General features: G+C 59.8%; 22 protein-coding genes. 7 read left to right on the top strand and 15 right to left on the bottom strand.

Annotation, left to right across the window (positions count from 1 at the left end; translation table 11 throughout):
- The first annotated feature begins 113 nt into the window (after positions 1-113).
- From AB3Y40_RS00245 to AB3Y40_RS00235, 3 genes are all read left to right on the top strand, one after another.
- Complete coding sequence (locus AB3Y40_RS00245) at positions 114-1298, top strand: amino acid aminotransferase (RefSeq protein WP_369436797.1); 1185 nt, start codon at positions 114-116, stop codon at positions 1296-1298.
- A gap of 224 nt (positions 1299-1522) precedes the next feature.
- The gene (locus AB3Y40_RS00240; RefSeq protein ID WP_369436796.1) at positions 1523-2479 is read left to right on the top strand and encodes an L-malyl-CoA/beta-methylmalyl-CoA lyase; all 957 of its coding nucleotides are present in this window, start codon (positions 1523-1525) and stop codon (positions 2477-2479) included.
- Between the two features lie 71 nt (positions 2480-2550).
- Complete coding sequence (locus tag AB3Y40_RS00235; RefSeq protein ID WP_369436795.1) at positions 2551-3513, top strand: acetyl-CoA carboxylase carboxyltransferase subunit alpha; 963 nt, start codon at positions 2551-2553, stop codon at positions 3511-3513.
- On the opposite strand, the gene AB3Y40_RS00230 is transcribed toward AB3Y40_RS00235, so the two are convergent.
- The 4 genes from AB3Y40_RS00230 to AB3Y40_RS00215 are packed head-to-tail and all read right to left on the bottom strand — an operon-like array spanning position 3514 to position 6417.
- Positions 3514-4119 carry a pyridoxamine 5'-phosphate oxidase family protein gene (locus tag AB3Y40_RS00230; protein WP_369436794.1) on the bottom strand — a complete coding sequence of 202 codons (606 nt, stop codon included), beginning with the start codon at positions 4117-4119 and terminating at the stop codon, positions 3514-3516. It lies immediately after the preceding gene.
- Positions 4116-4844 (bottom strand): lysophospholipid acyltransferase family protein, encoded by a 729-nt coding sequence (locus AB3Y40_RS00225; RefSeq protein ID WP_369436793.1) that lies wholly within the window; start codon positions 4842-4844, stop codon positions 4116-4118. Before AB3Y40_RS00225 ends, AB3Y40_RS00230 begins: the two co-directional genes overlap by 4 nt.
- Positions 4841-5746, bottom strand: a complete 906-nt coding sequence (locus AB3Y40_RS00220) for a cell division protein FtsX (protein WP_369436792.1) — start codon at positions 5744-5746, stop codon at positions 4841-4843. The genes AB3Y40_RS00225 and AB3Y40_RS00220 overlap by 4 nt, the downstream gene beginning before the upstream one ends.
- Positions 5743-6417 (bottom strand): cell division ATP-binding protein FtsE, encoded by a 675-nt coding sequence (locus AB3Y40_RS00215; protein ID WP_369439571.1) that lies wholly within the window; start codon positions 6415-6417, stop codon positions 5743-5745. Before AB3Y40_RS00215 ends, AB3Y40_RS00220 begins: the two co-directional genes overlap by 4 nt.
- Before the next feature lie 169 nt (positions 6418-6586).
- Here AB3Y40_RS00215 and AB3Y40_RS00210 point away from each other — a divergent pair, with 169 nt between their 5' ends.
- A complete protein-coding gene (locus AB3Y40_RS00210; RefSeq protein WP_369436791.1) occupies positions 6587-7465 on the top strand; it encodes a zinc-ribbon domain-containing protein in 879 nt (292 codons plus the stop codon).
- Here the strand turns inward: AB3Y40_RS00210 and AB3Y40_RS00205 are convergent.
- From AB3Y40_RS00205 to argH, 5 genes are all read right to left on the bottom strand, one after another.
- Complete coding sequence (locus AB3Y40_RS00205; RefSeq protein ID WP_369436790.1) at positions 7462-10089, bottom strand: DUF4175 domain-containing protein; 2628 nt, start codon at positions 10087-10089, stop codon at positions 7462-7464. The genes AB3Y40_RS00210 and AB3Y40_RS00205 overlap by 4 nt on opposite strands.
- Positions 10090-10154: 65 nt before the next feature.
- The gene (gene lysA / locus AB3Y40_RS00200; RefSeq protein WP_369436789.1) at positions 10155-11420 is read right to left on the bottom strand and encodes a diaminopimelate decarboxylase; all 1266 of its coding nucleotides are present in this window, start codon (positions 11418-11420) and stop codon (positions 10155-10157) included.
- A gap of 152 nt (positions 11421-11572) precedes the next feature.
- Complete coding sequence (locus AB3Y40_RS00195) at positions 11573-11890, bottom strand: DUF2834 domain-containing protein (RefSeq protein ID WP_369436788.1); 318 nt, start codon at positions 11888-11890, stop codon at positions 11573-11575.
- Positions 11890-12117 carry an argininosuccinate lyase gene (locus AB3Y40_RS00190; RefSeq protein ID WP_369436787.1) on the bottom strand — a complete coding sequence of 76 codons (228 nt, stop codon included), beginning with the start codon at positions 12115-12117 and terminating at the stop codon, positions 11890-11892. Before AB3Y40_RS00190 ends, AB3Y40_RS00195 begins: the two co-directional genes overlap by 1 nt.
- The gene (argH, locus tag AB3Y40_RS00185; protein WP_369436786.1) at positions 12114-13502 is read right to left on the bottom strand and encodes an argininosuccinate lyase; all 1389 of its coding nucleotides are present in this window, start codon (positions 13500-13502) and stop codon (positions 12114-12116) included. The genes AB3Y40_RS00190 and argH overlap by 4 nt, the downstream gene beginning before the upstream one ends.
- Between argH and AB3Y40_RS00180 the strand changes: the two genes are divergently transcribed.
- The gene (locus tag AB3Y40_RS00180) at positions 13501-14079 is read left to right on the top strand and encodes a TlpA disulfide reductase family protein (RefSeq protein WP_459553956.1); all 579 of its coding nucleotides are present in this window, start codon (positions 13501-13503) and stop codon (positions 14077-14079) included. The genes argH and AB3Y40_RS00180 overlap by 2 nt on opposite strands.
- A 63-nt stretch (positions 14080-14142) precedes the next feature.
- Positions 14143-14748 carry a baseplate J/gp47 family protein gene (locus tag AB3Y40_RS00175; protein ID WP_369436785.1) on the top strand — a complete coding sequence of 202 codons (606 nt, stop codon included), beginning with the start codon at positions 14143-14145 and terminating at the stop codon, positions 14746-14748.
- A 2-nt stretch (positions 14749-14750) separates the two neighbouring features.
- On the opposite strand, the gene AB3Y40_RS00170 is transcribed toward AB3Y40_RS00175, so the two are convergent.
- Together AB3Y40_RS00170 and AB3Y40_RS00165 are read right to left on the bottom strand one after the other, a co-directional pair.
- Positions 14751-16811: a cation:proton antiporter domain-containing protein gene (locus AB3Y40_RS00170; RefSeq protein WP_369436784.1), complete on the bottom strand. Its 2061-nt coding sequence runs from the start codon at positions 16809-16811 to the stop codon at positions 14751-14753.
- Between the two features lie 61 nt (positions 16812-16872).
- Positions 16873-17442, bottom strand: coding sequence for a YqgE/AlgH family protein (locus AB3Y40_RS00165; RefSeq protein WP_369436783.1), 570 nt, complete (start codon positions 17440-17442; stop codon positions 16873-16875).
- Positions 17443-17547: 105 nt separating this feature from the next.
- On the opposite strand from AB3Y40_RS00165, the gene AB3Y40_RS00160 reads away from it, so the two are divergent.
- On the top strand, positions 17548-18336 hold the full coding sequence (locus AB3Y40_RS00160) for a protein-disulfide reductase DsbD domain-containing protein (RefSeq protein ID WP_369436782.1): 789 nt from the start codon (positions 17548-17550) through the stop codon (positions 18334-18336).
- Here AB3Y40_RS00160 and AB3Y40_RS00155 read toward each other — a convergent pair.
- From AB3Y40_RS00155 to AB3Y40_RS00140, 4 genes are all read right to left on the bottom strand, one after another.
- Complete coding sequence (locus tag AB3Y40_RS00155) at positions 18333-21719, bottom strand: efflux RND transporter permease subunit (RefSeq protein ID WP_369436781.1); 3387 nt, start codon at positions 21717-21719, stop codon at positions 18333-18335. The two genes, AB3Y40_RS00160 and AB3Y40_RS00155, sit on opposite strands and share 4 nt — an antisense overlap.
- On the bottom strand, positions 21719-23173 hold the full coding sequence (locus tag AB3Y40_RS00150) for an efflux RND transporter periplasmic adaptor subunit (protein ID WP_369436780.1): 1455 nt from the start codon (positions 23171-23173) through the stop codon (positions 21719-21721). The genes AB3Y40_RS00155 and AB3Y40_RS00150 overlap by 1 nt, the downstream gene beginning before the upstream one ends.
- Positions 23174-23258: 85 nt before the next feature.
- On the bottom strand, positions 23259-23801 hold the full coding sequence (gene moaB, locus AB3Y40_RS00145; RefSeq protein WP_369436779.1) for a molybdenum cofactor biosynthesis protein B: 543 nt from the start codon (positions 23799-23801) through the stop codon (positions 23259-23261).
- Positions 23798-24589 carry a uracil-DNA glycosylase gene (locus AB3Y40_RS00140; protein WP_369436778.1) on the bottom strand — a complete coding sequence of 264 codons (792 nt, stop codon included), beginning with the start codon at positions 24587-24589 and terminating at the stop codon, positions 23798-23800. The genes moaB and AB3Y40_RS00140 overlap by 4 nt, the downstream gene beginning before the upstream one ends.
- Positions 24590-24705 lie beyond the last annotated feature (116 nt).

The raw sequence follows: 24705 nt of genomic DNA, 5'->3' as shown, positions 1-24705 counted from the left end.
CCAAAGTCTTGCAGGTTTTGTTGCACTGACGCTCTGGTTATGGCACTGGCGCTTTGTGCGTCGGACGCGCGCTGCGCTGACGCCTCTTGCCGCAGCCGATCAGGAACAAAACCATGCTGTCTAACCTCAAGGCCCAACCCGCTGACAAAATCCTGGCCCTTATGGCCGCCTACCGCGAAGACCCGCGCGACACCAAGGTCGACCTTGGCGTCGGTGTCTACAAGGACGCGACCGGCAACACCCCCGTCATGCGCGCCGTGAAAGAGGCAGAGCGTCGGATTCTCGCTGATCAGACGTCCAAGGCCTATACCGGGCTCGCCGGTGACCCCGCATTTGGCACCGCAATGAAAAACCTCGTGCTGGGGGACGCCGTCGACCACGCCCGCGTGGCGGCCGTGGCAACCCCAGGCGGAACCGGCGCGATCCGCCAAGCGTTGGAGCTGATCAAATTGGCAGCCCCCGGCGCCACGGTCTGGCTATCCGACCCCACGTGGCCGAACCATCCGTCGATCATCAAATATCTGGGCATGAAATCCCAGACCTATCGCTATTTCGACACCGCCTCGCGCGGCGTTGACTATATCGGCATGCTGACCGATCTGGGCGCCATGTTGCCCGGCGATGTGGTGCTGCTGCACGGCTGCTGCCACAACCCAACCGGTGCCAACCTGACGCTGGCGCAATGGGACGGCGTGATCAAACTGATCCGCGAAAAGTCCGCTATTCCCTTTGTCGACATTGCCTATCAGGGCTTTGGCGATGGGCTGGACGATGATGCCGCCGCCACGCGGCGCGTGGCCGGTGCCTTTGACAACGTGCTGATCGCCGCCTCCTGTTCCAAGAACTTCGGAATCTACCGCGAACGTACCGGCATTCTGATGGCCGTGGCCAAGAACACAGACGAACAGGCGCTGACGCAACAAAACCTCGCCTTCCTGAACCGGCAGAACTACTCCTTTCCCCCCGATCACGGCGCGCGCGTTGTCACCACCATCCTGAACGATCCCGACCTGCGCGCCGATTGGGAGGCTGAACTGGAAGAGACCCGCAATGGGATGCTGGACCTACGCAAGCAGTTGGCAGACGAATTGCGCCGCCTGTCCAATTCCGACCGGTTCGACTTTCTGGCCGATCACCGCGGCATGTTCAGCCAGCTTGGCACCACGCCAGAGCTGGTTGAAAAGCTGCGCGCAGACCACGGGATCTACATGGTCGGAGACAGTCGAATGAACATCGCCGGGCTGAATGCGCAGACCGTGCCGATCCTCGCCCGCGCAATTATCGACGCCGGGATCTAGGGCGCCAGCGCTGAAAGTTTGGGTAGGCCGGGGTTCACCCCGGCGCCCTGCCTTAACTATCCCTAACCGATCTTAAGACATTCATATGCATGGGTTGTGCATAGGATGCGCATACAATGTGCATCCCCCGGAATGCTGCGCGCGCAAAATGATGCTTGCGCAGCATTGCGCAATATTCTAACCCCATGGGCAACAGATACGAAATAATCAAACAAGGCCGCATCATGTCATTTCGCCTGCAACCCGCAGCCCCTGCCCGCCCGAACCGCTGCCAATTGTTTGGCCCCGGCTCGCGCACCGCGCTGTTTGAAAAGATGGCGGGCTCCAGTGCGGATGTGATCAACCTCGACCTCGAAGATTCCGTCGCACCCTCTGACAAGGATACCGCCCGCGCGAACGTCATTCAGGCAACCCATGATATTGACTGGAATACCAAACACTTAAGCGTGCGGATCAACGGGCTCGATACGCCGTTCTGGTACCGCGATGTGGTGGACCTTCTGGAACAGGCCAGTGATCGGCTCGACCAGATCATGATCCCAAAGGTCGGGTGTGCTGCTGACATCTATGCCGTTGATGCGCTTGTTACCGCGATTGAAGCCGCCAAGGGTCGCCGCAAACCTGTGGCATTTGAGGTGATCATCGAAAGCGCTGCAGGCATCTCCCATGTGGAAGAGATCGCCGCCGCCTCCCCCCGCTTGCAAGCGATGTCCCTTGGTGCCGCTGACTTTGCCGCCAGCATGGGCATGCAGACCACCGGCATCGGTGGGACGCAGGAAAATTACTATATGTTGCAAGGGGATACGCGCCACTACAGCGACCCTTGGCATTGGGCGCAAACTGCGATTGTTGCCGCTTGCCGCACCCACGGCGTGCTGCCGGTTGATGGCCCGTTCGGAGACTTTTCCGATGATGAAGGCTACCTCGCGCAATCTCGCCGCAGTGCAACATTGGGCATGGTCGGCAAATGGGCGATCCATCCCAAGCAAATTGCACTGGCAAATCAGGTCTTTACCCCGTCAGACGCGGCCGTGACAGAGGCGCGCGAAATCCTTGCTGCAATGGAAGAGGCCAAGAAAAACGGCGAAGGCGCGACGGTCTACAAAGGTCGCCTCGTCGATATCGCCTCGATCAAGCAAGCTGAAGTGATCGTTAAGCAATATGAAATGATTGTCGGCTAAACTCCCTCCGACATTGCAAATTGTCCCTGCGGCCCATTATATCGGGCAAAGATCGCAGCAGGGGCCGTTTGATGACGCAATATCTCGATTTCGAAAAACCTTTGGCCGAAATTGAAGGCAAGGCAGAAGAATTGCGCGCGTTGGCCCGCGAGAATGATGAGATGGACGTCGAAAAAGAGGCCGCAGCCCTTGATCGCAAGGCCGAGGACCTGCTGAAATCTCTTTATGAGGGGTTAACACCCTGGCGGAAATGTCAGGTCGCGCGGCATCCGAACCGCCCGCATTGCCAAGACTATATTAACGCTTTGTTTACCGAATATACGCCGCTTGCCGGGGATCGTAACTTTGCCGATGACCATGCCGTCATGGGTGGTTTCGCCCGCTTGAACGGGCAACCGGTAATGGTGATTGGCCATGAAAAGGGTAACGACACCAAGTCCCGGATCGAACGCAATTTCGGCATGGCCCGGCCCGAAGGTTACCGCAAAGCAATTCGCCTGATGGGCCTCGCCGATCGTTTTGGCCTACCGGTGATCACTCTGGTCGACACACCCGGCGCCTACCCCGGCAAAGGTGCAGAAGAACGCGGTCAGTCAGAGGCCATCGCCCGCTCAACCGAAAAATGCCTGGAACTGGGCGTGCCGCTGATTTCTGTGGTGATCGGCGAAGGTGGCTCTGGTGGCGCTGTGGCCTTTGCCACGGCCAATCGCGTGGCGATGTTGGACCATTCGATCTATTCGGTCATCAGCCCCGAAGGCTGCGCCTCAATCCTTTGGAAAGACGCCGAAAAAATGCGCGAGGCGGCAGAGGCGCTGCGCCTGACTGCCAAGGATCTGAACGAATTGGGGGTTTGCGACCGGATTATTCCAGAACCCATGGGCGGCGCGCACCGCGATCGTGACACCGCGATCAAGAACGTCGGGGCCGCGATCGAGGCGATGCTGTCGGAACTGTCATCAAAAAGTGCCGAAGAGGTCCGCGCTGACCGTCGCAAAAAATATATGGCGCTGGGGTCCACCGGCCTCGCGGCTTAGTCACCACATGGTTTTGGCCGCGCGGTCCGGCCATTCCGTGTCATAGGCGGCACCATCAAATCCGGCCTCAATTTCGGCCAGCATGTCGCCAACGGTTGGCAGGCCTTCGCTTTGATCGCCATCTGTCCACAACCCCGAACGCATCACCGCCCGCGCGCACTGGCTGTAAACCTCTGCGATATGGATCACGATCACGGAACGCGGCGCGCGGCCTTTGTCGCTGAAACGCGCGATCAGATCGGGTGCAACAGACACCTCTGCCCGGCCATTGATGCGCATCACATTGCGCGATCCCGGCACCATGAACATCGCACTGATCCGCCCGTCTTCGACGATGTTACGCAATGTATCCATACGGTTATTGCCACGCCAATCGGGCATCAGCAGCGTTTTGGGGTCCATTTCCGTCACAACTGGCCCATCGTCGCCACGCGGGCTGCCGTCCGTGCCGCCGGGCCCAATGGTCGACAAGACGCAGAACCGGCTGCGCATGATCCATGCGCGATAGGCAGGCGTCAGATGGTCTGTCACCTTAATGATCGAGGCCTTGCCCGGTGTGCCGTAAAGCGCCTCAAGTGCTTCGATATCGGTGATTGTCCCGGTCATACCTGAAACCCTGCTTCGGCGTTCAGACGGTTTGAATGGCCTTCGATGTCGTTCTCCAGCCGGGTCATGAAGTCCGCACTCTCTAGTCCCGGTTCAATTGGTGTCAGGAATTCGACAACCGCATTGCCCGGCTTGCGATAGACCCCCCGCTTGGGCCAGAACACACCGATGTTTGTCGCAACCGGCACGCAGGGCTGATCCAATTGCCCATAAAGGGCCGCTGTGCCGACCTTGTAAGGGGCTTTGACACCGGGCCCGACACGGGTGCCTTGCGGATAGATAATCAACTGGCCGCCCTGCACCTTGCCTGCGCTGACGTCTGATAGCATGCGTTTGATCGCCGCCCCGCGCTTGCCACGGTCCACCGGCACACAACCGATGCGCAGCCCGAACCAACCCAGAATGGGTGCATATTTCAGTATGCTCTTCATAATGAATTTGCCGCGTGGCACGGACCCGTAAATCACAATCACGTCCAGAAAGGACTGGTGCTTGGCAGCGATCATCACTTCGCCCTCAGGCGGGACGCCGCGCACCTCGGTTTTCAGCCCAATCATCCAGGACGCAAGCCAACGCACCGTGCGGCAATATTGCTGACAAGCGGCCACCGCCCCATCAGCCGAGATGATGGCCCACGGCAGGTAAAGTACCCCATAAACCAGCATCATCACATACATCATCGCGTTAAAGGCAAGGGAACGCAGCCATTGGATCGCATACATCATGATTGCTCTTTCAATGTGCGCAGCGCTGCGGCGCGGGTTGCAAAAAAGGCGACAATTGCTGCAAGTGGCGGCAGGCAAAGCGGCCAGAACCAGCCAAAGCCGCGAAAACCGACGTCGGTCAGGAACCCGCCCACGTCATCGGCGTCCGGTAGAATGGCAACAGCGACCATGCCGACGATCGTGCCTGCCAATGCACCCAAAAATGCCCGGCTGGTGAAGCGCCTCACAAATGCCCGCGCGATGTAAGAATCCTCGGCACCGACCAGCCGCATGACCCTGATCACCTGCGCGTTTGCAGCAAGTGCGGATTGCGCGGCCAGTGTGATCATCGCAGCCGTTGCGGCACCGATCAGCAAGATGGCAAACCAGCCCAACGACCGGAGGCGACCTGCGGCGGCGACCAGCGGTTCGCGCCAGCGGGTATGATCGTCCAATACGGCGCCGGGCACCTCTGCTTGCAACCGCGCCCGCAGGCCCGTTGCATCGTATCCACGTCCTTCTTCAATAATCTCAACAAGTTGTGGGATCGGTAGCGCCTCTATCGGCAGATCAGGTCCGAACCAAGGCTCCAACAGATTGCGCTGTTCTTCCGCTGTCAGGGCGCGCGCGGCGGCAACACCCGGCGTCGTCTCCAAAAGGGCGATGGCTGCCCGAACCTGCGCTGCAGCCTGGTCCGCTGGGGCCGAAATTCGTAGGGTCGAGGTCCGCGCAAGTTCTTCTGACCAGCGATCTGCCAGCCGCCCCGTCGCCATTGACAGCGCCAGCGCAAAAACAGCCAGAAAGGCCATGGCGGCTGCTGTGAACAAGGTCAGTCGCGCGGTAAAGCCAGACGGCGGCACGGCCCGATCTGCTTTTGGGTCACCCATGACAATGTCCAAAACGCGGCGCGGATGCAGCTTCATAGCTCTGCTCCCGCCAGCTGCAGTTTTCCGTCCCGCAGTCGCAGAACGCGCGCACTGACCTGATTTTTGGCCGTGCGGATCAGGTTCAGATCATGGGTCGCAATCAAAACGGTCTTGCCCATCTTGTTGAGTTCGATCAGCAGCGTCAGCAGGCGCTGCGACATTTCCCAGTCGACATTGCCCGTGGGTTCATCGGCAATAATCACATCAGGTGACATGATGACCGCACGGGCCAATGCAGCGCGCTGGCGTTCGCCACCTGACAATTGCGGCGGCGTCTGATTGGCCTGCGCACGCAGCCCCACCCATGTCATCAGATCATCAAGGTTGCCGTCAGCTTCGTCTTCGCGCCCCGCAACCTTGAGCGGGAGGGCGATGTTTTCCGAGACGGGCAGGTGGTCCAGAAATTGGCAATCCTGATGCACCACCCCGATCCGTCGTCGGATCATCGCAACCCCATCGCGTTGCAAGGCTGCGGCGTCGTCCCCAAACAGACGTACCTGGCCCGCGGTTGCCAGCAATTCGCCGTAACACAGTTTCAGCAAGGTAGTTTTACCGGCACCTGACGGGCCGGTCAGAAAATGAAACGATCCAGCCGCCAACGACAGGTTCAGCTGCGCAAAAAGCTCTGCCCCGCCATAGCTATAGGCCACTCCGTCAAGCTCGATCACACTGATTTCCCCGCCATTGCCCGCCCGTTTTGCCCAAATCTGCAACAGGTTACAATCATAACGCAGGCCCGGAGTGTGCAAATCCTTTGCGTTCGGGGCGGACATTGTTAACAAATGGAAAACAATGCCGAGCGAAAGAGGCGGTTGGCAGGCCGCGAGGACAGGTGAGATGCGACTGATTTGCCCCAATTGTGGTGCACAGTACGAGGTTTCGGATGATGTCATTCCGGCCCAGGGTCGGGATGTGCAGTGTTCCAATTGTGGCCACACATGGTTTGAGAGCCCCGGCGCATCAGTTGCGGCCGAAGAAGAGTTGATCGCAGCGGAAGACGCCGACGCAACCAACGCAGCCCCCCCTGCACCCGAACCTGATCCAGCGCCCACGGTCGCCGCAGAACCAGAGCCGGAGCCAGAGCAGGACCCCGAACCCAACGACGACACGGAAGAGGACGATCTGTCCCCCGCCCCGCAGCACGCCCCCGTCAAGCGCCAGCCGCTGGACGATTCCATCGCCGCGATCCTGCAGGAAGAAGCCGCCCGCGAAGAGGCGAGCCGTGCCGCAGAGGCGCAAAGCGGTCTGGAAAGTCAGGGCGATCTGGGTATCGACGAGATGCCGACCATGACAGAGGCAAAAAAAGCGGAATCCGCTGAAAGGATCGCGCGCCTGAAAGGCGAAGAGCCGGAAACCGATGTCTCTGCCGCTGTGGCTGCGACTGTAGCCGGGTCGCGCCGGGAATTGCTGCCGGATATCGACGACATCAATGCCACGCTACGGTCAGATTCAGAACGTGACGCGCCCCCGCCTCTGCCTGAAGAGGAAGAAGCGCAGGAACGCCGCGGCTTCAGGTTCGGATTTTTCAGCGTGCTGATCCTGATCGGGATTTTGGTGGCGATCTACGTTTTTGCCGATCAGATCAGCGCCGCGGTTCCGGCACTTGAGAGCGCGCTAAATGCCTATGTCGCAATGGTCGACAGACTTCGAATTTGGTTTGACGTGCAGATGCAGACGTTACTGACCATGCTCGAAGGAACAGAGCCAGAGGCCTAGAAACGCTCTAGTAGTCGCCTCAGATAGTCCTTTTCAACCTCTGGCCGGTCTTGTTCGGCGGACCGGCGGCGAATTTCGCCCAAAAGTTCTTCGGCGCGGCGATAAACATCTTCGCCCTGAAGCAAGTTCTCATCGGTACCAAATTGCCCGGTATTTCCCATTTGGCGACCCAGCGGGTCACGCTGGCCGGGTGTCGGGCGACCGGCCACATCGCCTTCAGCATTGCCTTGGCCCGGTTCAGCGTTTTGGTTCTGCGCCAGCGCCTCACCCAATGACCGCATTCCGTTGCGCAAGGCATTCATCGCTTCGGCCTGACGGTCAATCGCTTCTGCCAAATCGCCTTCGCGCAAGGCGTCTTCGGCGCCTTCCATCGCACCTTCGGCCCGGTCGAGCGAATCGCGCGCGATCTCTCCGGCTTCGCCATCAAGGGTCGGCAAATTGCCCCTTTGACGGGCAAGTTCATCGCGCAGCGCTTGCTGGCGTTCAGCCAGTGACCGGCCATCGGGCGCATTGCCGCTGCCTTCGCCACCTTGACCATTGTCGGCCTGCTGACCCTGCTGACCGTCTTGTCCTGTGCCGTTGCCCTGACCTTGCTGGCCGCCCTGTTGTTGGCCTTGCTGACCTTGACCTTGTTGGCCTTGCTGCTGTCCTTGCTGGCCCTGTTGACCTTGCTGGCCCTGTTGACCTTGCTGGCCCTGTTGACCTTGCTGGCCCTGCTGTCCTTGTTCGCGACCTTGCTCCTGCAAATCGCGAAAGGCGTCGTCTGACAGGTCTTCTTGATCGCGCAGTGTGTCAGCCAAGTCCTGCATGGATTGCTGACCGGGCGTGCGCGGGCCGCCTTGCCCACCTTCGCCTTGCGTGATGCGCATGTTTTCCAACAGTTGGTTGAGTTGCTCCATCAATTCCTGAGCTTCGGCCATCCGGCCTTCTTCCATCAGCTCTTGAATGCGGTCCATCAGCGCCTGAAGCTCGTCTTGCGTGAATTCCATTGTCTCGCCACCGCTGTCAGCCTGATCGGTCCCGTCTTCGTTGGGGTCCATCTGATCGGCCAGCATCTGCATGTAGTCGTTGGTAGCGTCGCGCAGTTCCTGCATCAGTTCGGCAATTTCCTCGTCGCTGGCCCCGTTACGCATCGCCTCTTCCAGACGTTCCTGCGCGCGGCGCAGACGTTCGCGGGCATCCGCGAGGGTGCCGTCTTCGAGCTGGATTGCGAGGTCCCACAGGGCCTGCACGATCTCGTCCTGTCCGGTGTCGGTCAGGCCAAACTGATCAAATGTCTCAAGCTGGCGAATAATCGCGCGGGTGCGCAAATATGTCGTCTCATTGGTGAACAGATCATTGGGACGATGCGACACCGCACGCAGGATCTGCGCCACACGCGGCGCATTGGCCTTGGACCACATCAGATCGCGGCGTTGCTCAATGACGGCCTTGGCAACCGGCTGAAAGAAACGCCGTCCAGGCAGCACCATTTGTTCCGGTTCTGCTTGACCGACCTGTCCTGCTGCGTCCGTTACATCCAGCGTCAATGTCACCGGCAGGTTCGCCAACGGATGTTCGGACAAGTTTTCGATCAGGAATTCCTCGAACTCGGTCCGGTCGCCGGTGAACGGCATCGGCAAATCAAGCAACAGTGGCTCAATGGGGTCGGGGTCAATCGTCAGCCCGTGCCTGCGATCGACATTGACCAGATCAAGCGCGATTTCAGCTGTGCCGCTTTCGACGCCATAGTCGTCCATAGCCAGAAACGGCTGGCTCATCTCGCCCATCGCGTCTGATTCCACGCCGCCGGTCAGCTCGACCAATGGCAAGATATCTTCGACCAAGGTGACGTCCCACGACGCGCCGTTTTCGCCATCAATCGTCAGAACGCCAGAGGTGGTCGCCACAAATGTCTGCTGTGCGTCAGACGCGGCACCGATTTCGCTGACCCGGCCAGACACTGTTTCAGCCACCGTTAAGGCGCCCACTTCGCCGTAAAGGCGCAGCGTGATTTCTGACCCATCTGGCACGCGCAATGGCCCCGGTGGGATGTCATTCAGGTAAAGCGTCGGTTTGCCGGTGTAGGCCGGCGGGGTCACCCAACCTTCCCAAACCGGACCGGTTGCAAGTGTTTGCTCGCTGCCGGTGGCGATGTCGGCCACGGATGTGACCCGCAAAAGCGAACCGAACAGAACGGCGCAGACAAAAAACAGCAGCGCCACAAAGCGCAACCCGTAAGGATCAGCCTTCGAAACGCGCAAGTCGGGCGACACGGCTTGCGCTTGCAAGGTACGTTCCCGCATCTGTTCCAGATGCGCGCGCCAAACGGCTTCTGACGCGGGATCGCCTGATCCGATAGCCTGTTGATCCGCGACCGCGGCAATCGGGCGGCCGGGCATCTGCGCATCCACACGCGCCACCGCGGCATCGCGGCGCGGCCAGCGAAAGCGGCGTAGCCCCCAAATCAGCGCGGCCACAAGTGCCAGCAACGACCCGACGGCAAAGGCCCAGAACACCTCGACCCCGACCTGATCCTGCCAACCAAAAAACAGCGGAGCCGTGATGATAAACGCCACGGTCCAAAGCGGCCAGAATGCGCGCACCAATGCCTCTGCCCCCATCCCGATGCGGGTCAGGGCCACAGGCCATTTCAGGTGGCGATACGGTGGCGGTGGGGTCAGTGGACCTCTCCCATCATGTCAAGCGGCTACAGCCACTCAGGTATGGTATCGCGCGAAAGCATTTCGTCAAAGGTCGGACGTGGGCGGATAACCGCAAATTGATCGCCTTGCACCAAAACCTCGGGGATCATCGGGCGCGAATTGTACTCGCTGGACATCACAGCACCATAAGCCCCCGCAGATCGGAACGCGACCAGATCGCCGGTCACCAGCTGCGGCATCATCCGGCCCTTGGCAAATGTGTCGCCGCTTTCGCAGATCGGTCCGACAATATCGTAAGGCACCTGTTCGGCACCCGGTGTAGGTTCGATGACCGGAACGATGTCATGGTGCGCTTCGTACATCGCCGGACGGATCAGATCGTTCATCGCCGCATCAATGATCAAGAATTGCCGGTCAGCCCCGTCTTTGACATAGATGACATCCGACACCATCAGCCCCGCATTGCCCGAAATCAGGCGACCGGGCTCAATCTCAACCTCACAGCCCAGATGGCCCACGGTCCGCTTGATCAGCGCGCCATAGTCGGTCGGCAAAGGCGGCGCCTCATTCGAGCGGGTGTAGGGGATGCCCAGCCCGCCACCCAGATCAAGGCGACTGATCTCATGTCCATCGGCACGCAACTCTTCCGTCAGCTCTGCAACTTTCTGGTAGGCCGCTTCAAACGGGGCCAAATCGGTCAATTGCGACCCGATGTGCACGTCAATACCAATGACTTTCAGCCCCGGCAGTTTTGCGGCCGTCGCATAGACTTCGCGGGCGCGGGCAATCGGGATGCCAAACTTGTTCTCTGATTTGCCGGTGGCGATCTTGGCATGTGTCTTGGCGTCAACATCGGGGTTCACGCGAATGGTGATCGGCGCGGTTTTGCGCAGCTTGGTTGCCACAGCAGACAGCACTTCCATCTCGGGTTCACTTTCGACGTTGAATTGCCGGATGCCCCCTTCAAGTGCAATTTTCATCTCTGCCGCGGTCTTGCCAACGCCAGAGAACACGATCCTGTCGCCAGACACGCCCGCCGCCTTGGCGCGCAGGTACTCACCACCCGACACCACATCCATGCCCGCACCCGCGTCGCCCAAGAGCTTGAGCACGGCAAGGTTCGAACAAGACTTCATCGCAAAGCAGACCAGATGGGGCAGACCGTCCAGCGCGTCATCAAACAATTTGAAGTGCCGCAGCAACGTGGCCGCCGAATAGACGTAGAACGGCGTGCCGACGCTTGCGGCGATATCCGTGATCGGCACGTCCTCGGCCCACAAGGCCCCGTCACGATAAAGAAAATGATCCATGCCAGACCTCTTGGAAACACCCGTGCCGACATATCAGATCACGCGCAAAGCCCAACCCTACTTCTGGCTAAAAATATCCCTGCAAGAGGCATCATCCGGGACGGTGGGCGGGGCGCATTGACAGCTTTGCTGGCAACAGCGGCGCCCGACCGTCACGCAACCGGCTTGGCGCGCAAAAAAAGATAAAGCGGCAGACCGCAGCTGACCCCAATGCAAAACGTCGCAGGGATCGCGATCAGCGCAAGCCAATTCCGTCGCACCGCAACCTCTGCGATGATCCAGATCGTCAGCGTGACGGCTGCGATGGTCAGATCCCACACCAGTCCGCTTGTGGCCGCGTTCAGATGCCAGGCATCGAACATCGCCATGATCGACCAGCCGTTTTCCAGAAACCACTGGACGAAATAATACATCGGGTGGATCGCACCCCAGATGGCAAGCGCCAGCCAGACCCACCGCAAAGGCGACATCACAGGCTACCGCCTACACTGACAGGCCCCGCACGCGTGCCAGCTGTGACACCGCCAGCGCCAACACCAACCTTGCTAGTTCCATCGGTCACGCCGACATTGGGCCGGATTTTGACCCCACCTGGCCCGATTCCGATCCCCAAACCGGCGGTCGGGCGCAGCGGATCACCTTCGGCACCACAACCCGCAACAAAACCAAACACAAACACGACCAAGATCTTCTTCATGCCAATCGTTCCTTCCATGCGGCGACCTGTTCGCGCACACGCACAGGCGCTGTGCCACCAAAACTTGTCCGCGACGCGACAGAGTTCTCGACCCCCAACACGTCAAAGACGTCCTGCGTGATACCCTGATGGACGCCCTGCATATCCGAAAGGGTCAAATCGGGCAGATCCTCCCCCTTGCTTTCAGCAAGTGCGACCAGCGAACCCGTTACATGGTGCGCGTCCCGGAAAGGTAGCCCAAGTTCACGTACAAGCCAGTCGGCCAGATCGGTCGCGGTGGAAAAACCGGTTGCAGCCGCCGCGCGCAGGCTTTCGCGATTGGCGGTCATGTCCGCCACCATGCCTGCCATCGCCGCCAGCGCCAGCATCAGGTTGTCGGCGGCGTCAAAGACCTGTTCCTTATCTTCCTGCATGTCCTTGGAATAGGTCAGCGGCAACCCCTTCATCACTGTCATCAGTGCCACGTTGGCCCCGAAAATCCGCCCGATCTTGGCGCGGATCAGCTCTGCCGCGTCAGGGTTGCGCTTTTGCGGCATGATGCTCGACCCGGTCGACCACTTGTCGGACATCTTCACAAAGCGGAACTGCGCCGAGGACCAGATCACCAACTCTTCGGCCAGACGGCTCAGGTGCATCGCACAAATCGTGGCACTGCTCAGGAATTCCAGCGCGAAATCCCTGTCACTGGTGGCATCCAGCGAATTGGGCATCGGCCCGTCAAAGCCCAGCGCCTTGGCAGTCATCTCACGATCAATCGGGAAAGAGGTGCCTGCCAGCGCTGCCGCACCCAGCGGCGACAGGTTCATCCGCTTGCGCGCATCCGCAAACCGCGACCGGTCACGCGCCAGCATTTCCACATAGGCCAGCATATGATGGCCCCAAGTCACCGGCTGGGCCACCTGCAAATGGGTAAATCCCGGCATGACCCAGTCCGCCCCTGCCTCGGCCTGGCCCAGCAGCGCCTTTTGCAAAGCTGCCAGTGCGGCGTCCGCTGCATCGCATTGATCCCGCACCCACAGCCGGAAATCGACAGCCACCTGATCGTTGCGCGACCGGGCGGTATGCAGCCGACCGGCGGGCTCACCAATGAGTTCGCGCAACCGTGCCTCTACATTCATGTGGATGTCTTCAAGGGCCGCGCTGAACGCAAAGTCACCTTTTTCAATCTCTGACAAAATGGTGAGCAGCCCTTCCCCAATCGCCTGTTCATCTGTAGCTGAGATGATGCCCGTCGCCGCCAACATGGCAGCATGGGCACGCGATCCTGCGATGTCCTGTGCGGCAAGTCGCTGGTCGAACCCGATTGAGGCATTAATCGCCTCCATAATCGCGTCCGGTCCGGCAGCAAACCGCCCACCCCACATCGTATTCGCAGCCTTGGTCATGAAAGGACGTCCCTTGCGCAATCTAAAGTCAGCCCTGCTTTATACAGCCCTGTGTCTGGTGGCAAACACTGCCCTTGCCGACACCGCAGCACTTGAGGCGCTGCGCGAAGGCGACATGCGCAAATTGGCGTTTCACAGCGAACCCATGCCGGGGTCCGAGGTGACGTTTCTGGCCGAAGACGGGTCCGAGATGACGCTGGCCGCCTATCAGGGCAAATATGTTGTGCTGAACTTCTGGGCCACATGGTGCGCGCCCTGTCGCAAGGAAATGCCGCACCTCGAAGCGCTGCAAACGGAATTGGGTGGCGAGACGCTGGAAGTGGTGACCGTCGCCACGGGTCGCAACCCGCGCCCCGGCATTGATGCCTTCTTTGACGAAATCGGCGTTGAAAATCTGCCCAAACATACTGACGAGCGCCAGAACCTTGCCCGTTCCTTGGGTGTTCTGGGCTTGCCGGTTACGCTGATCCTTGACCCCGACGGCAACGAGGTTGCCCGATTGCAAGGTGACGCGGATTGGGCCAGCGACAGCGCCAAAGCGATCCTGAATACGATGACCGCTTCGCTGACACAGTGATGTCATTGCACTGACAAGACTGTCGGGTAATCTGGGTCCAAATCGACAGGGACCTGGACCAAAATGAGCTTTCAGAACAAACTTTTCAGCATCACCACACTTGCCAGCCAGATCGAGGCGACGCGCCTTGCCTTGCCCGGCGACCGGCCGAAACCCGGTGACGCGGCCTTTGTGGCGCTGCAACGCAAGATCGATGGCTGGGAACAGACCGTCAAGACGATCCAGCGGAACCTGAAATCGCAGAGCCATTTCAATCACATGGTGCATCAGCACAATCGGTTCGGTGCCGGGGCCTTTGCGGCCAAACAGCGCCTGAACAGTCAAGAAAACAATGTTGCGGCCCTGATGCGCGAACTGCTTCGCGCTGCGGCCAGCCTGTCGGCATTGAACCGTGATCTTTATGCGGGCGGCCCGGATGAGCAAAAGATCATGGAGGCCATCGCACAGGCGATGGACAATTGGCAGGCCAAGGCAAAGACCGAAAAGGATTTTTCAGAATTGTCGCTGGCCCCGCCGCAGGTCACCAACGCCTTGCGCGAGGTGCAAGTCAGTGCCTCCTCTGACTTGCCCGTAGGCGCGCCACAGGCGCAATTCACCGCACCCGGCATCGACACGGTGATCATCGCGCTCTTGACGCTGATCGCCTTGTTGAAATCAAAGCGAACATAAAACTAGGCCTTAGTCGCCTTTGCGGCTTTTGCAGCCGCTTCAGCCTCGCGTTGCGCGCGCACCTCTGCCACGCGTGCATCCGCGTCCTGACCGTGTTTGAGCATCCGTTCGCGCAACTTGCCAAAGGATTCGGGGCCTTCCTTGTACATCGCCTCTTGCTCGTCGATCAGAATGCGCGCGGCGGCCATATAGGGCTCATTCTCGGTTGCGGGGATATCGGCATCGAAGGTCTCCGCCATCAGGATCATGCCTGTGGCATCATCTGCACGAATACCTTCGGCCATCTTTTCCGCGTCCTCATGCGAAATCCCCAGTGCTTCATAGGCCGAACGCCCCATCCTGATTGAGCTGTCAAAAGTCTCGCGAATGATGTCGCGACAGCCGGCCGACCAAAGTTCATAAACGTGGTGGCGGTCGCGTGCCCGCGCGATGATGTGCACGTCGGGATAATTGGTGTGCACGTAATGCACCAACTCCGTCGTGCGATCCCGGTCATCAATCGCAATGACGAACAGCTTCGCCTCTTTGATGCCTGCTGCCTCTAGCAGGTCCGGGCGGGTCGCGTCACCGAAATAAGCACGAATGCCAAAGGCGCGTAGCATGTCCAGCTGTGCCGCCGAATAATCCACAACCGTGGTCTTGAACCCCGCCGCACGGGTCATCCGCGCGACAATGCCGCCGACCCGTCCGTGACCGGCGATGATCACCTGACCTTGCTCATCAATTTCATCGGCCTCGCGTTCCTGCGCCTCGGAAAAGCGAGGTGCAATCACGCGGTCATAAAGGATGAACAGCGCGGGCGTCAGCAGCATCGACAGTGCCACGACCAGCAACAATTGATCTGCAATGGCGTCAGGCAGGATATCCCCTGCCGTCATCGACGACAGCAGTACAAAGCCAAATTCACCGGCCTGCGCCAGCCCAAGCGCAAACAGCCATTTGTCCGCCCCTTCGATTTTGAACACAAAGGCCAAACCCAACAAGACAACGGCTTTCAAAGCCATCAGACCCAGCGTCAGACCCAAGATCGTGCCAAGGTTGGCAAAGAGCAGTGCAAAATCGATGCCCGCACCTACGCTCATGAAGAAGACACCCAACAGCAGCCCCCGGAACGGATCAATATCACTTTCCAACTCATGCCGGTATTCGCTGTTGGCCAGCACCACACCCGCAATGAACGTCCCTAGTGCCGCCGAGACCCCCACCAGCGACATCAAAAGCGCGATTCCCACAACCATCATCAGCGCCGCTGCGGTAAAAAGCTCTCGTAGGCCCGCACCTGCAATAAAGCGAAAGATCGGACGTGTGAGCGAGTTGCCCGCGAAGACAACAAAAGCCACTGCAGCAATGGTCACCAATGTGGTCTGCCAGCCATTGAGACCGGCGACAAGGCTCATGCCTGATCCGTGACCGTCGCCATGATCGTCGCCGTGTGCTGCGTCACCGTGATCATCGCCATGATCTTCCGCACCGTGGCTATCCTCCGCCGCCTCAACCGCGTGTCCAACATCTGCGGCATGCGCTGCATCCGCGCCAATATCCATCAAATCGGGCATTGCAAGCAGCGGCAAAAGCGCCAGCATCGGGATCACGGCAATGTCCTGGGTCAGCAGAACCGAAAAGGCCGATTGCCCACCGTCGGACTTCATCAGGCCCTTTTCGTTCAACGTTTGCAGGACAATCGCGGTCGATGACAGGGCAAAGACCATGCCGATCGCGAGCGCAAAGCTCCAGGGTTGGCCGAACATCATGGCGATCCCGGCAACCGCAAACATGGTGATCAGCACCTGCCCGCCGCCAAGACCCAAAAGACGCGCGCGCATGTCCCAAAGCACCTTGGGTTCAAGTTCCAGACCAACAAGGAACAGCATCATCACTACGCCGAACTCTGCGAAGTGCTGGATCGACAGGACATCCACGTTCAGAAGCGCCAGAACCGGACTGATCACGATGCCCGCGATCAGATACCCAAGGACCGATCCAAGCCCCAGGCGGGTTGCAATCGGCACGGCCACCACGCCCGCACACAGGAAAATGAATGCCAAAAGCAGAAAATCGGTCATGTACGCCCCCGCGGATTTTGTCCAAAGCTACATCGTGGAGGTTTCGGGTGAAACCCGTAGATTACGCGTGACCAGCGGTGGGTGACAAAAGCACCGGATCAATGCCCAGCACCTTCAGCGCCGCTGTCCACTTATGTTCGTTCGCGCGGCCAAACACGATGTCTTGCCGGGCGTCACACGACAACCAACCATTTTGCGCGATTTCGTCTTCCAGCTGCCCCGGTCCCCAACCTGCATAGCCCAGCGCCAGCATTGAAGTTTCCGGCCCCTTTCCACGTGCGAGGTCTTCGAGCACATCAAGCGTGGCAGTCATGCCGATGTCATCATCAACATCCAGTGTCCCGGTTTCGGACCGGTAATCCAGCGTGTGCAGCACAAACCCACGTGCCATTTCGACCGGACCGCCAAAATGCACCCGGATGTCGCGGGCCTGCGGCGCCCGGTCGATATCCAACTGCTCCAGCAGTGCGGCAAACCTGATCTCGGTCTGCGGCTTGTTGACGATCAGCCCCATCGCCCCGTCATCGGAATGGGCGCACATATAGATAACGCTATGGGCAAAACGCGGATCGCCCATGTCGGGCATGGCGATCAAGAGCTTGCCACACAGGTTGCTTTCAGTGGTTTCCATATCGCGATGATGGGGGGCAAGACCCGCAGGCGCAAGGGCATCTGATGACAGAATATCGCCCATTCGTGATTTCCCATTGCAGCGCGAATATCCGATGGAAAAGGGATGAAACACTTTGCCACCGCCCTTTGCCTTTTGGCGACGCCCCTTGCCGCCCAAGGTTTTGACCAGATTGCCCTGCTTGAGGTTCTGCCTGGATGGCGTGCGGTGGATGGCACGCATATGGCGGGGCTCAAAATCACACTTGCGCCCGGATGGAAGACCTATTGGCGTGCACCGGGTGATGCGGGCATCCCGCCGCAGATTGATTTTTCGGGCTCTGACAACATCGAAAGTGCACGGTTTTTGTGGCCCGTCCCGGATGTCTTTGATCAAGCTGGCATGCGCTCGGTCGGGTATGCCGACAGTGTGGTCGTGCCGATAGAGCTGACGCCTGACTCCAGTGGCCAAATCGGCCTGTCCGGCGTGATGGACATTGGCGTCTGTGAAGAGATTTGTGTACCGGTTCGCCTGCCCTTTGAACTGGCCTTGCCAGATGTTGGCAAGCGTGATCCGCAGATCGTGGCGGCGCTGGTGAATCGCCCGATGACGGCCACAGAGGCTTCGGTGACCAACGCGACCTGCGCTGTGCAACCAACGGCGGACGGCCTGACACTCACCGCGCGCGTGACGATGCCGCAAGCAGGGGCGACCGAACATGTGGTGGTCGAGGCAGGCGATCCGCAAATCTGGGTGTCAGAGCCTGACGTGGCCCGCGCAGGTGCGGAACTGACGGCCACGGTGGACATGGTTCATATGACCGGTAATGGCTTTGCGCTTGATCGCTCTGCCGTGCGGATCACCGTGCTGGGATCAGACCACGCAGTTGATATTCAAGGCTGCGCCGCAGGCTAACGTGCGCGGCGCAAACCAAAGCCGATGGCGGTGACCAGATAAAGACCCGTCAGCACAGCCCCCAACCCTGCGACAAACACCCCAAACGCGGGTCCAAGCCCGCCATGTAGCAGCGGGACGAGGTCTGCAGCTGCCGCCCAAGCCGCACCCGTCCACAGAACGGGGCCGACGGTGACGCCAAAAAGACCCACGGCCAAGACCGCTCCCATCATGGCCGGCAAGTACATGGCCGGACGGCGGCCGCGCAGCGCGCGGCGGGCCGATCTGACCTGTTTGGCGACATCTGCCTGCATCGCCATCAGTGACGGCACGATCAGCAGCACCAACAACATCCCAAAGGCCAAACCGAAGACCAAGGTCACTACAGTCGGTTTCAGGAACTCTGCCTGATTGGACCCTTCGTACAGCAGTGGCGACAGCCCAAGGACCGTGGTCAACGTGGTCAGCAGGACCGGGCGCAATCTGTCCGACGCCCCGTCAATAATCGCAGGTACCAACCCACGTTCCTTGGCGTATTCGTCGATTGTTGTGACCAGGACGATGCTGTCGTTGATCACAATCCCGGTCATCCCGATCAGCCCCACCACGGTGAACATGCTCATCGGGATGCCCCACAGGTTATGGCCATAAATCGTACCGATAAGGCCAAATGGAATGATCGCCATCACGACCAAAGGCCGTGTCCACGACCCAAAAATCCAGGCAAGCGACAGGAAGATGCCACAAAGCACAAGGATCAGCCCGTTGCGCGCGTCGGTCAGGAACCGGCTTTCCTGCTCACTTAGCCCCGAAAGCTGTGTGTCCACGCCAAAGCGTTCCTGAATGTCAGGCAGAATCGTTTCATTGATGATGCTTTGAATGTCGCTGGCGCGTTCGGCGTCTTCATCATCCAAGTCGCCAGTCACAGAAATCAGCGGGATGCCATTTTCACGCTGCACGACAGAGAACCCGGTGCGACTGGTGACCGTCACCACATCGCCCAGCGGCACATAGTCGCCGGTATCGGTGCGAATAAGGGTGCGTTCCAAGAAATCCGCCGACAGCTCTCCGGGTGGCAGTTCCACACGGATCGCTGCAGATCGCGGCCCAACGGGATAAGTCGCAGCCTCGATCCCGCCCAGCCGATTGCGCAAAACCCGACCCAGCCCGTCGATATTGAGCCCCAGCGCCTGACCTTGCGGCGTGAGGTCTAACAGCAATTCCTCTTTGTCATATGCAAGGCTGTCTTCCAGACCGCTGATCTCGCCAAACTGCGCTAGCTCGGATTTGAGCGCCTCTGCTGCTGCCTTCAACTGCTCTGGTTCGGCACCAAACATCTGAATATCCAGACTATCGCCACCGGGCCCCCGGCCCCATGACCGGAAACTGACGGTTTCGGCCATCGGGTGCTGGCGGACGGTCTCTTGCAGTTCACCGACAAATTGGAAACTCGAATAGGGACGGCTGTCAGCGTCGATCAAAGTGATTGAAATCGAACCCAGTTGATCGGTGTCTTTCTGGTCAGATCCGGCAATCGCACGGCCAGAGTTGCCGCCGATCTGCGCGATCATGAAATCAACGGGATTGGCACCATAGCGTTCTTCGTACTGCGCGCCGAGTTCGGTTGCAGCACGTTGCATTTCACGCATCATTTCAACGGTGTCGTCGCGTGTGGCAGCAGGCAGCATCGCAAAGTTGCCCGTGACTTGCCCTTGTTCCGGCGCGTTGAAGAACCGCCACTGCACGTCACCCCGAATGAACAGGGCCATTTGGCTGGCAAGGATCAGAAGCGCGCCTGCCACAACCGGATATCGCGCCCAGATCACACCTGCCATGAAGGGGCGGAACAGCTTGTCCCGGACCCAATCAAAACCCTTGTTCACAATGTAGGACGGCCAGTCGTACCACGGACGATCATTGCCGCGCTGGATCGAATGAGCCAGGTGGTGCGGTAAGATCAGAAAGCACTCGACCAGTGACGCGGCCAACACCACGATCACAGTGAACGGTATATCTGCAATCAGGTCACCAAACCGCCCCCCGATGATCACGAGGCCAAAGAAGGCGATGACGGTGGTCAATGTGGCCGAAAAGACCGGGCTAAACATACGCACCGCTGCACGTTCTGCCGCCACGACGGGTGTTTCGCCCAATTGCCTGACCCGGAAATCGGCGTGTTCACCCACAACAATCGCGTCGTCCACCACGATCCCCAGCGTGATGATCAGCGCGAACAAAGAGATCATGTTGATCGTGATCCCGAACACATACATCAGCGCAATCGCGGCAAGCATCGCCGCCGGGATACCTGCCGCCACCCACAACGCGGTGCGGGCATTCAGGAACAGGAACAACAGGCCGAGCACCAGACCAAGCCCCATCAACCCGTTGTCCATCAGGATGTTCAGACGTCCGGTGATCTGTTCGGCCAGCGTATTGGTCAGTTGGATTTCGACCCCCTGCGGCAGGGTCGCCGACATCTCTGCTGCAACCTCTTCGACCTGTTCCTGAAGACCGATTGCATCGCCGGTGGATGACCGGTTGACCCGCACCTGAATAGCCGGGTCATCGCCCACAAAGTAGGCCTGATTGCGGTCCGTACCTTCGACCACAACGCGGCCCACATCGCCGACCGTCAGGCTGGACCCGTCAGGGTTCGAGCGCAGCACGACGGCCGCGATATCCTCTGCCGTGCGCTTGGCCACACCTGTCCGGACACGTGAAGCCCCGGCATCGCCCGCAGGGTCGCCCACCGCCTCTTCCGCGATGCGGTCGGCAATCATGGCCATGGTGATGTCATGCTTGATCAGGTTCAGCGACGGCACTTCGATCACGGTCGATGGGGCAGCAACGCCACGGACGTTGGCCTGCGTAACGCCCGCTGCAAAAAGCCGGACCACCAGTTCGTCAGCAAAGCGTGCAAGTTGATCGACACTCACCGGTCCGGAAATGACGACATCTGTCACCCGGTCAGACCAGCCACCACGCCGGATTTCAGGGTCTTCGGCGTCGCTTGGCAGGTTCGTGGTACTGTCGAGCACGAATTGCACGTCTTCTGTGGCCGTCTCAATCTCCGTTCCGGGTTCAAACTCCAGCGTCAGGGATGCGCGCCCCTCAGTCGCACGGGCATAGGACGCGGTGACCCCGTCGACCGCCAGCAGCGCTGGCTCAAGAATTTGCACAATGCCTTCATCGACGGCTTCTGCGCCTGCGCCATCCCACCGCACGGTGATATCGACGTCATCGACCACCACATCGGGAAAGAACTGCGCCCGCATGTTGGGGAAGGCGATCAACCCTGCTGCGAGCATGAGCAAGAGCAGCAGATTGGCGATGGTCTTGTGCCGCGTGAAGTAGGACAGCAGGCTGCCCAGATTGCTTGATGTCGCCTCGCGGTATGCCATCAGCTGCCCATCCGGCTTTCAAGGCGGCTCACGACGTCTGCCGGCACTTCATCTTGCTCAAGTTGCGCCATCACCCGTGCCTTGGCCTCTGCGGGCATGCTGCTTTCTTCGACAAAGGCCACCAGTTTGGCGCGTCGTTCTGCATCAAGCGCCACGGTTTCCGGTTCGGCAGGTGGCGCATTCGCCGCATCAGGGTCAATCGGACGCACGCCGATCCCGGCCCCCAAAAGTGGCGAGCGTTCGGCCACGATCTGTTGCCCGGCAAGCGGACCAACCCGGATAATCACATCATCCTTTTGCCGCCGCAGCAGTGTGACCTCGCGGCTTTCAAGCCTGTTGTCGTCCGACACCACCAGAACGGTTTCATCCGCCGCCACGGCGGTCGCGGGCACAAGGGCGACATTGTCCAACGGCGGTTCGGCCACGCTGACGGTCACAAAATCACCGGGGCGAAAGCCGGGGGCCGCGTCAAGCTGGGCAAAGATCAGTCGCCCGGTCTGCCCACTGGCGACGGCTGCGCCTTCGCGACTGATCCGCCCCTCGGCCACCAGATCAACGCCAGAGACATCCAGACGGACCGACACTGGCAGGTTCGGCAAGCGGCCATCCTGCAAAAGCCGCGCGTATTGCGAGGTGGAAACCCGGAACGCGACCTCTAGCTGGTCAGGATCAACCAAGGTCGCCACGCGTTCATTGGCCGTAACACGGCCACCAAGGGCCACGGCCACCTCTGACAACATGCCGTCGAAAACCGCAAACATTTCTGTGTCATTCAACGTGCGCTCCGCCTCAGCCAAATCAATACGCACGCGGGCCAGACGCGTGGTTGACTGGTCAACGCGCGCTTCGGCGCTGGCAAGCGATTGTCGTCGCGCCAGAACCGCGGCATCGGCCGAAGAGGCCGCAAGTTCGGCGGTCTCGACCGCCGCCGCGGTGCCGACGCCGCGGGATTGCAGATCACGCGCACGGGTCAGCGCCGTCTTGCGCAGCGCTGCCTGCTCTTCTGCGGCCTGTTGTTCATCCTGCGCCAAAAGCAAGCCACGTTCTGCATCGCGCAGCTCGGCCTCGGCGTCCTGCAAATCCGCCGCGGTGCGATCCCGAGCGGCTTTGGCTGTTGTCGGGTCAATCGCGATCAGCAAATCGCCCTGCGCTACATCGCCGCCTTCCACAAAGCTGTCTGCCGCCTGCAGTACCGTACCGCCTACAGGCATTCGCAAATCCAGCGTCCGGGTGCTGCGCAATTCGCCAAAAACGGTCAATTCGGGCGTCAGGGTTTGTGGGGTCAATGTTACGACGTTGACTGCAAAGACCCGCTCACGCTGCGGAAAACTGCGTGGCTCTGCGTTCATCCGCGCCTCGACCGCGCCGCGCACGGTGTTCGCCGCAAGCGCCATCAGGCCCAGCGTGACCGCCAGAAGAAATATCCCAATCAATGATCGCCGTAGAAATCGCATGCCGAGCCACCTTTTTCGTCCGCCATAAACGGTAGCGCATTATGGACCGCTGACCAGCAGCCCAAGGATCAAACGTGATGACACGTCATTTCCGTCGCAAGTGTTCGTCCAGTCGCGGCATGATTTCGACGAAATTGCAGGGCCGGTGCCGAAAATCGAGCTGTTTGCCCAAAATCTCATCCCAAGCATCCTTGCAGGCCCCAGGCGATCCGGGCAGCGCAAACAGATATGTGCCATGTGCGACGCCACCTGTCGCACGGCTTTGTACAGCACTGGTGCCGATTTTTGCCATGCTCACATGGGTGAAAACCGTGCCAAAGGCGTCGATCTCTTTCTCGTAGACGTCGCGATGCGCCTCGACCGTGACATCACGTCCGGTCAGGCCGGTGCCGCCAGTGCTGATCACCACGTCAATGTCAGGGTTCTGACACCAGAGCCGCAATTGCTCTGCGATTTGATCCCGGTCATCGGGCAGAATGTGCCGCGCCGCAAGGGAATGGCCCGCGCCGGTCAACCGATCCACCAACACGTCGCCTGACCGATCATCTTCCGCCGTGCGCGTGTCGCTGACGGTCAGAACGGCAATCCGCACAGCAACAAATTGGCGGGCTTCATCAATTTGGGTCATGTGGCATCCTTTAGCCGCGCCTTGAGCGTGAGCAGATCGGCCCAAGCCTCTCGCTTGGCGGCGGTTTGGCGCAGCAGGTAGGCGGGGTGGAACATGGGCAATGCGGGGCGGCCCACGGCCTCTGCCCAAGTGCCGCGGATACGAGTAATCCCGGCACGGCCCAAAAGGGCCTGACATGGCGTATTTCCCATCAAAACAAGCACATCGGGGTTCGCCAGCGTGATGTGGCGCTGCAAAAACGGCAACATCATCGCGATTTCCTCAGGGCTGGGCGTTGCATTCGACGGCGGCCGCCAGGGCATGACGTTGGTGATGTAGACGGCATCGGTGAGGTTTTGGGCAGCGCGATCCAGCCCAATGGCGGCCAGCATCTTGTCAAGCAATTGCCCGGCCTGTCCAACAAAGGGTTTGCCCGCGATGTCTTCCTGACGGCCCGGTGCCTCGCCTACGACCATGACCCGCGCACCGGGTTGGCCATCGCAGAAGACAAAGGACTTGGCCCCGCGCTTGAGTTCGCAAAGGTCAAAGTCCTGCATCACTTGCGCCAACTGCCCAAGGTCTTGCGCGGCTTCGGCAGCGGCAGTTGCGACGGCCACAGCGTCGGGTTCGGCCTGCACCACAGGTGCCGAAATTTCCGGATTTTTTTCAACGGGTTGGACGGGCTTTTCGAGTGGAACATTCAGGGCATAGCGGTCAATTGGCGTCTCTTCCAGCGCCTCATCAGCGCCCAGATCGATGTACCATTCCAGCAAGGCACGGTCTGCCCAATATGTATTTGCCGATTCCATGCGCCAACTTACCCAGCCTCTGAGGCAAATGGCAGCCCCTTGCAAAACCGCCGCAGGACGCGCCATTGCCGCGCTTTGCGGGCTCTCTTATAAGGCGGGGAAATCACAAGAGGCCG

Origin of the sequence: Yoonia sp. R2331 (genome assembly GCF_041103235.1) — a bacterium.
Taxonomy (GTDB): domain Bacteria; phylum Pseudomonadota; class Alphaproteobacteria; order Rhodobacterales; family Rhodobacteraceae; genus CANMYO01.
Note: the sequence above shows the minus strand (reverse complement) of the source record. Positions and strands in the feature narration are given on the sequence as shown.

What these genes read in the sequence shown, in the direction of transcription:
- AB3Y40_RS00225 (WP_369436793.1), bottom strand. Translation starts at nt 4,844, where the DNA reads ATGATGTATGCGATCCAATGGCTGCGTTCCCTTGCCTTTAACGCGATG.
- AB3Y40_RS00140 (WP_369436778.1), bottom strand. Translation starts at nt 24,589, where the DNA reads ATGGAATCGGCAAATACATATTGGGCAGACCGTGCCTTGCTGGAATGG.
- AB3Y40_RS00230 (WP_369436794.1), bottom strand. Translation starts at nt 4,119, where the DNA reads ATGACCGGGACAATCACCGATATCGAAGCACTTGAGGCGCTTTACGGC.
- AB3Y40_RS00220 (WP_369436792.1), bottom strand. Translation starts at nt 5,746, where the DNA reads ATGAAGCTGCATCCGCGCCGCGTTTTGGACATTGTCATGGGTGACCCA.
- AB3Y40_RS00235 (WP_369436795.1), top strand. Translation starts at nt 2,551, where the DNA reads ATGACGCAATATCTCGATTTCGAAAAACCTTTGGCCGAAATTGAAGGC.
- AB3Y40_RS00150 (WP_369436780.1), bottom strand. Translation starts at nt 23,173, where the DNA reads ATGCGATTTCTACGGCGATCATTGATTGGGATATTTCTTCTGGCGGTC.
- AB3Y40_RS00175 (WP_369436785.1), top strand. Translation starts at nt 14,143, where the DNA reads ATGAGCTTTCAGAACAAACTTTTCAGCATCACCACACTTGCCAGCCAG.
- AB3Y40_RS00160 (WP_369436782.1), top strand. Translation starts at nt 17,548, where the DNA reads ATGAAACACTTTGCCACCGCCCTTTGCCTTTTGGCGACGCCCCTTGCC.
- AB3Y40_RS00245 (WP_369436797.1), top strand. Translation starts at nt 114, where the DNA reads ATGCTGTCTAACCTCAAGGCCCAACCCGCTGACAAAATCCTGGCCCTT.
- AB3Y40_RS00190 (WP_369436787.1), bottom strand. Translation starts at nt 12,117, where the DNA reads ATGAAGAAGATCTTGGTCGTGTTTGTGTTTGGTTTTGTTGCGGGTTGT.
- AB3Y40_RS00170 (WP_369436784.1), bottom strand. Translation starts at nt 16,811, where the DNA reads ATGACCGATTTTCTGCTTTTGGCATTCATTTTCCTGTGTGCGGGCGTG.
- AB3Y40_RS00165 (WP_369436783.1), bottom strand. Translation starts at nt 17,442, where the DNA reads ATGGAAACCACTGAAAGCAACCTGTGTGGCAAGCTCTTGATCGCCATG.
- lysA (WP_369436789.1), bottom strand. Translation starts at nt 11,420, where the DNA reads ATGGATCATTTTCTTTATCGTGACGGGGCCTTGTGGGCCGAGGACGTG.
- AB3Y40_RS00210 (WP_369436791.1), top strand. Translation starts at nt 6,587, where the DNA reads ATGCGACTGATTTGCCCCAATTGTGGTGCACAGTACGAGGTTTCGGAT.
- AB3Y40_RS00240 (WP_369436796.1), top strand. Translation starts at nt 1,523, where the DNA reads ATGTCATTTCGCCTGCAACCCGCAGCCCCTGCCCGCCCGAACCGCTGC.
- AB3Y40_RS00155 (WP_369436781.1), bottom strand. Translation starts at nt 21,719, where the DNA reads ATGGCATACCGCGAGGCGACATCAAGCAATCTGGGCAGCCTGCTGTCC.
- moaB (WP_369436779.1), bottom strand. Translation starts at nt 23,801, where the DNA reads ATGACCCAAATTGATGAAGCCCGCCAATTTGTTGCTGTGCGGATTGCC.
- AB3Y40_RS00180 (WP_459553956.1), top strand. Translation starts at nt 13,501, where the DNA reads ATGAAAGGACGTCCCTTGCGCAATCTAAAGTCAGCCCTGCTTTATACA.
- AB3Y40_RS00195 (WP_369436788.1), bottom strand. Translation starts at nt 11,890, where the DNA reads ATGTCGCCTTTGCGGTGGGTCTGGCTGGCGCTTGCCATCTGGGGTGCG.
- argH (WP_369436786.1), bottom strand. Translation starts at nt 13,502, where the DNA reads ATGACCAAGGCTGCGAATACGATGTGGGGTGGGCGGTTTGCTGCCGGA.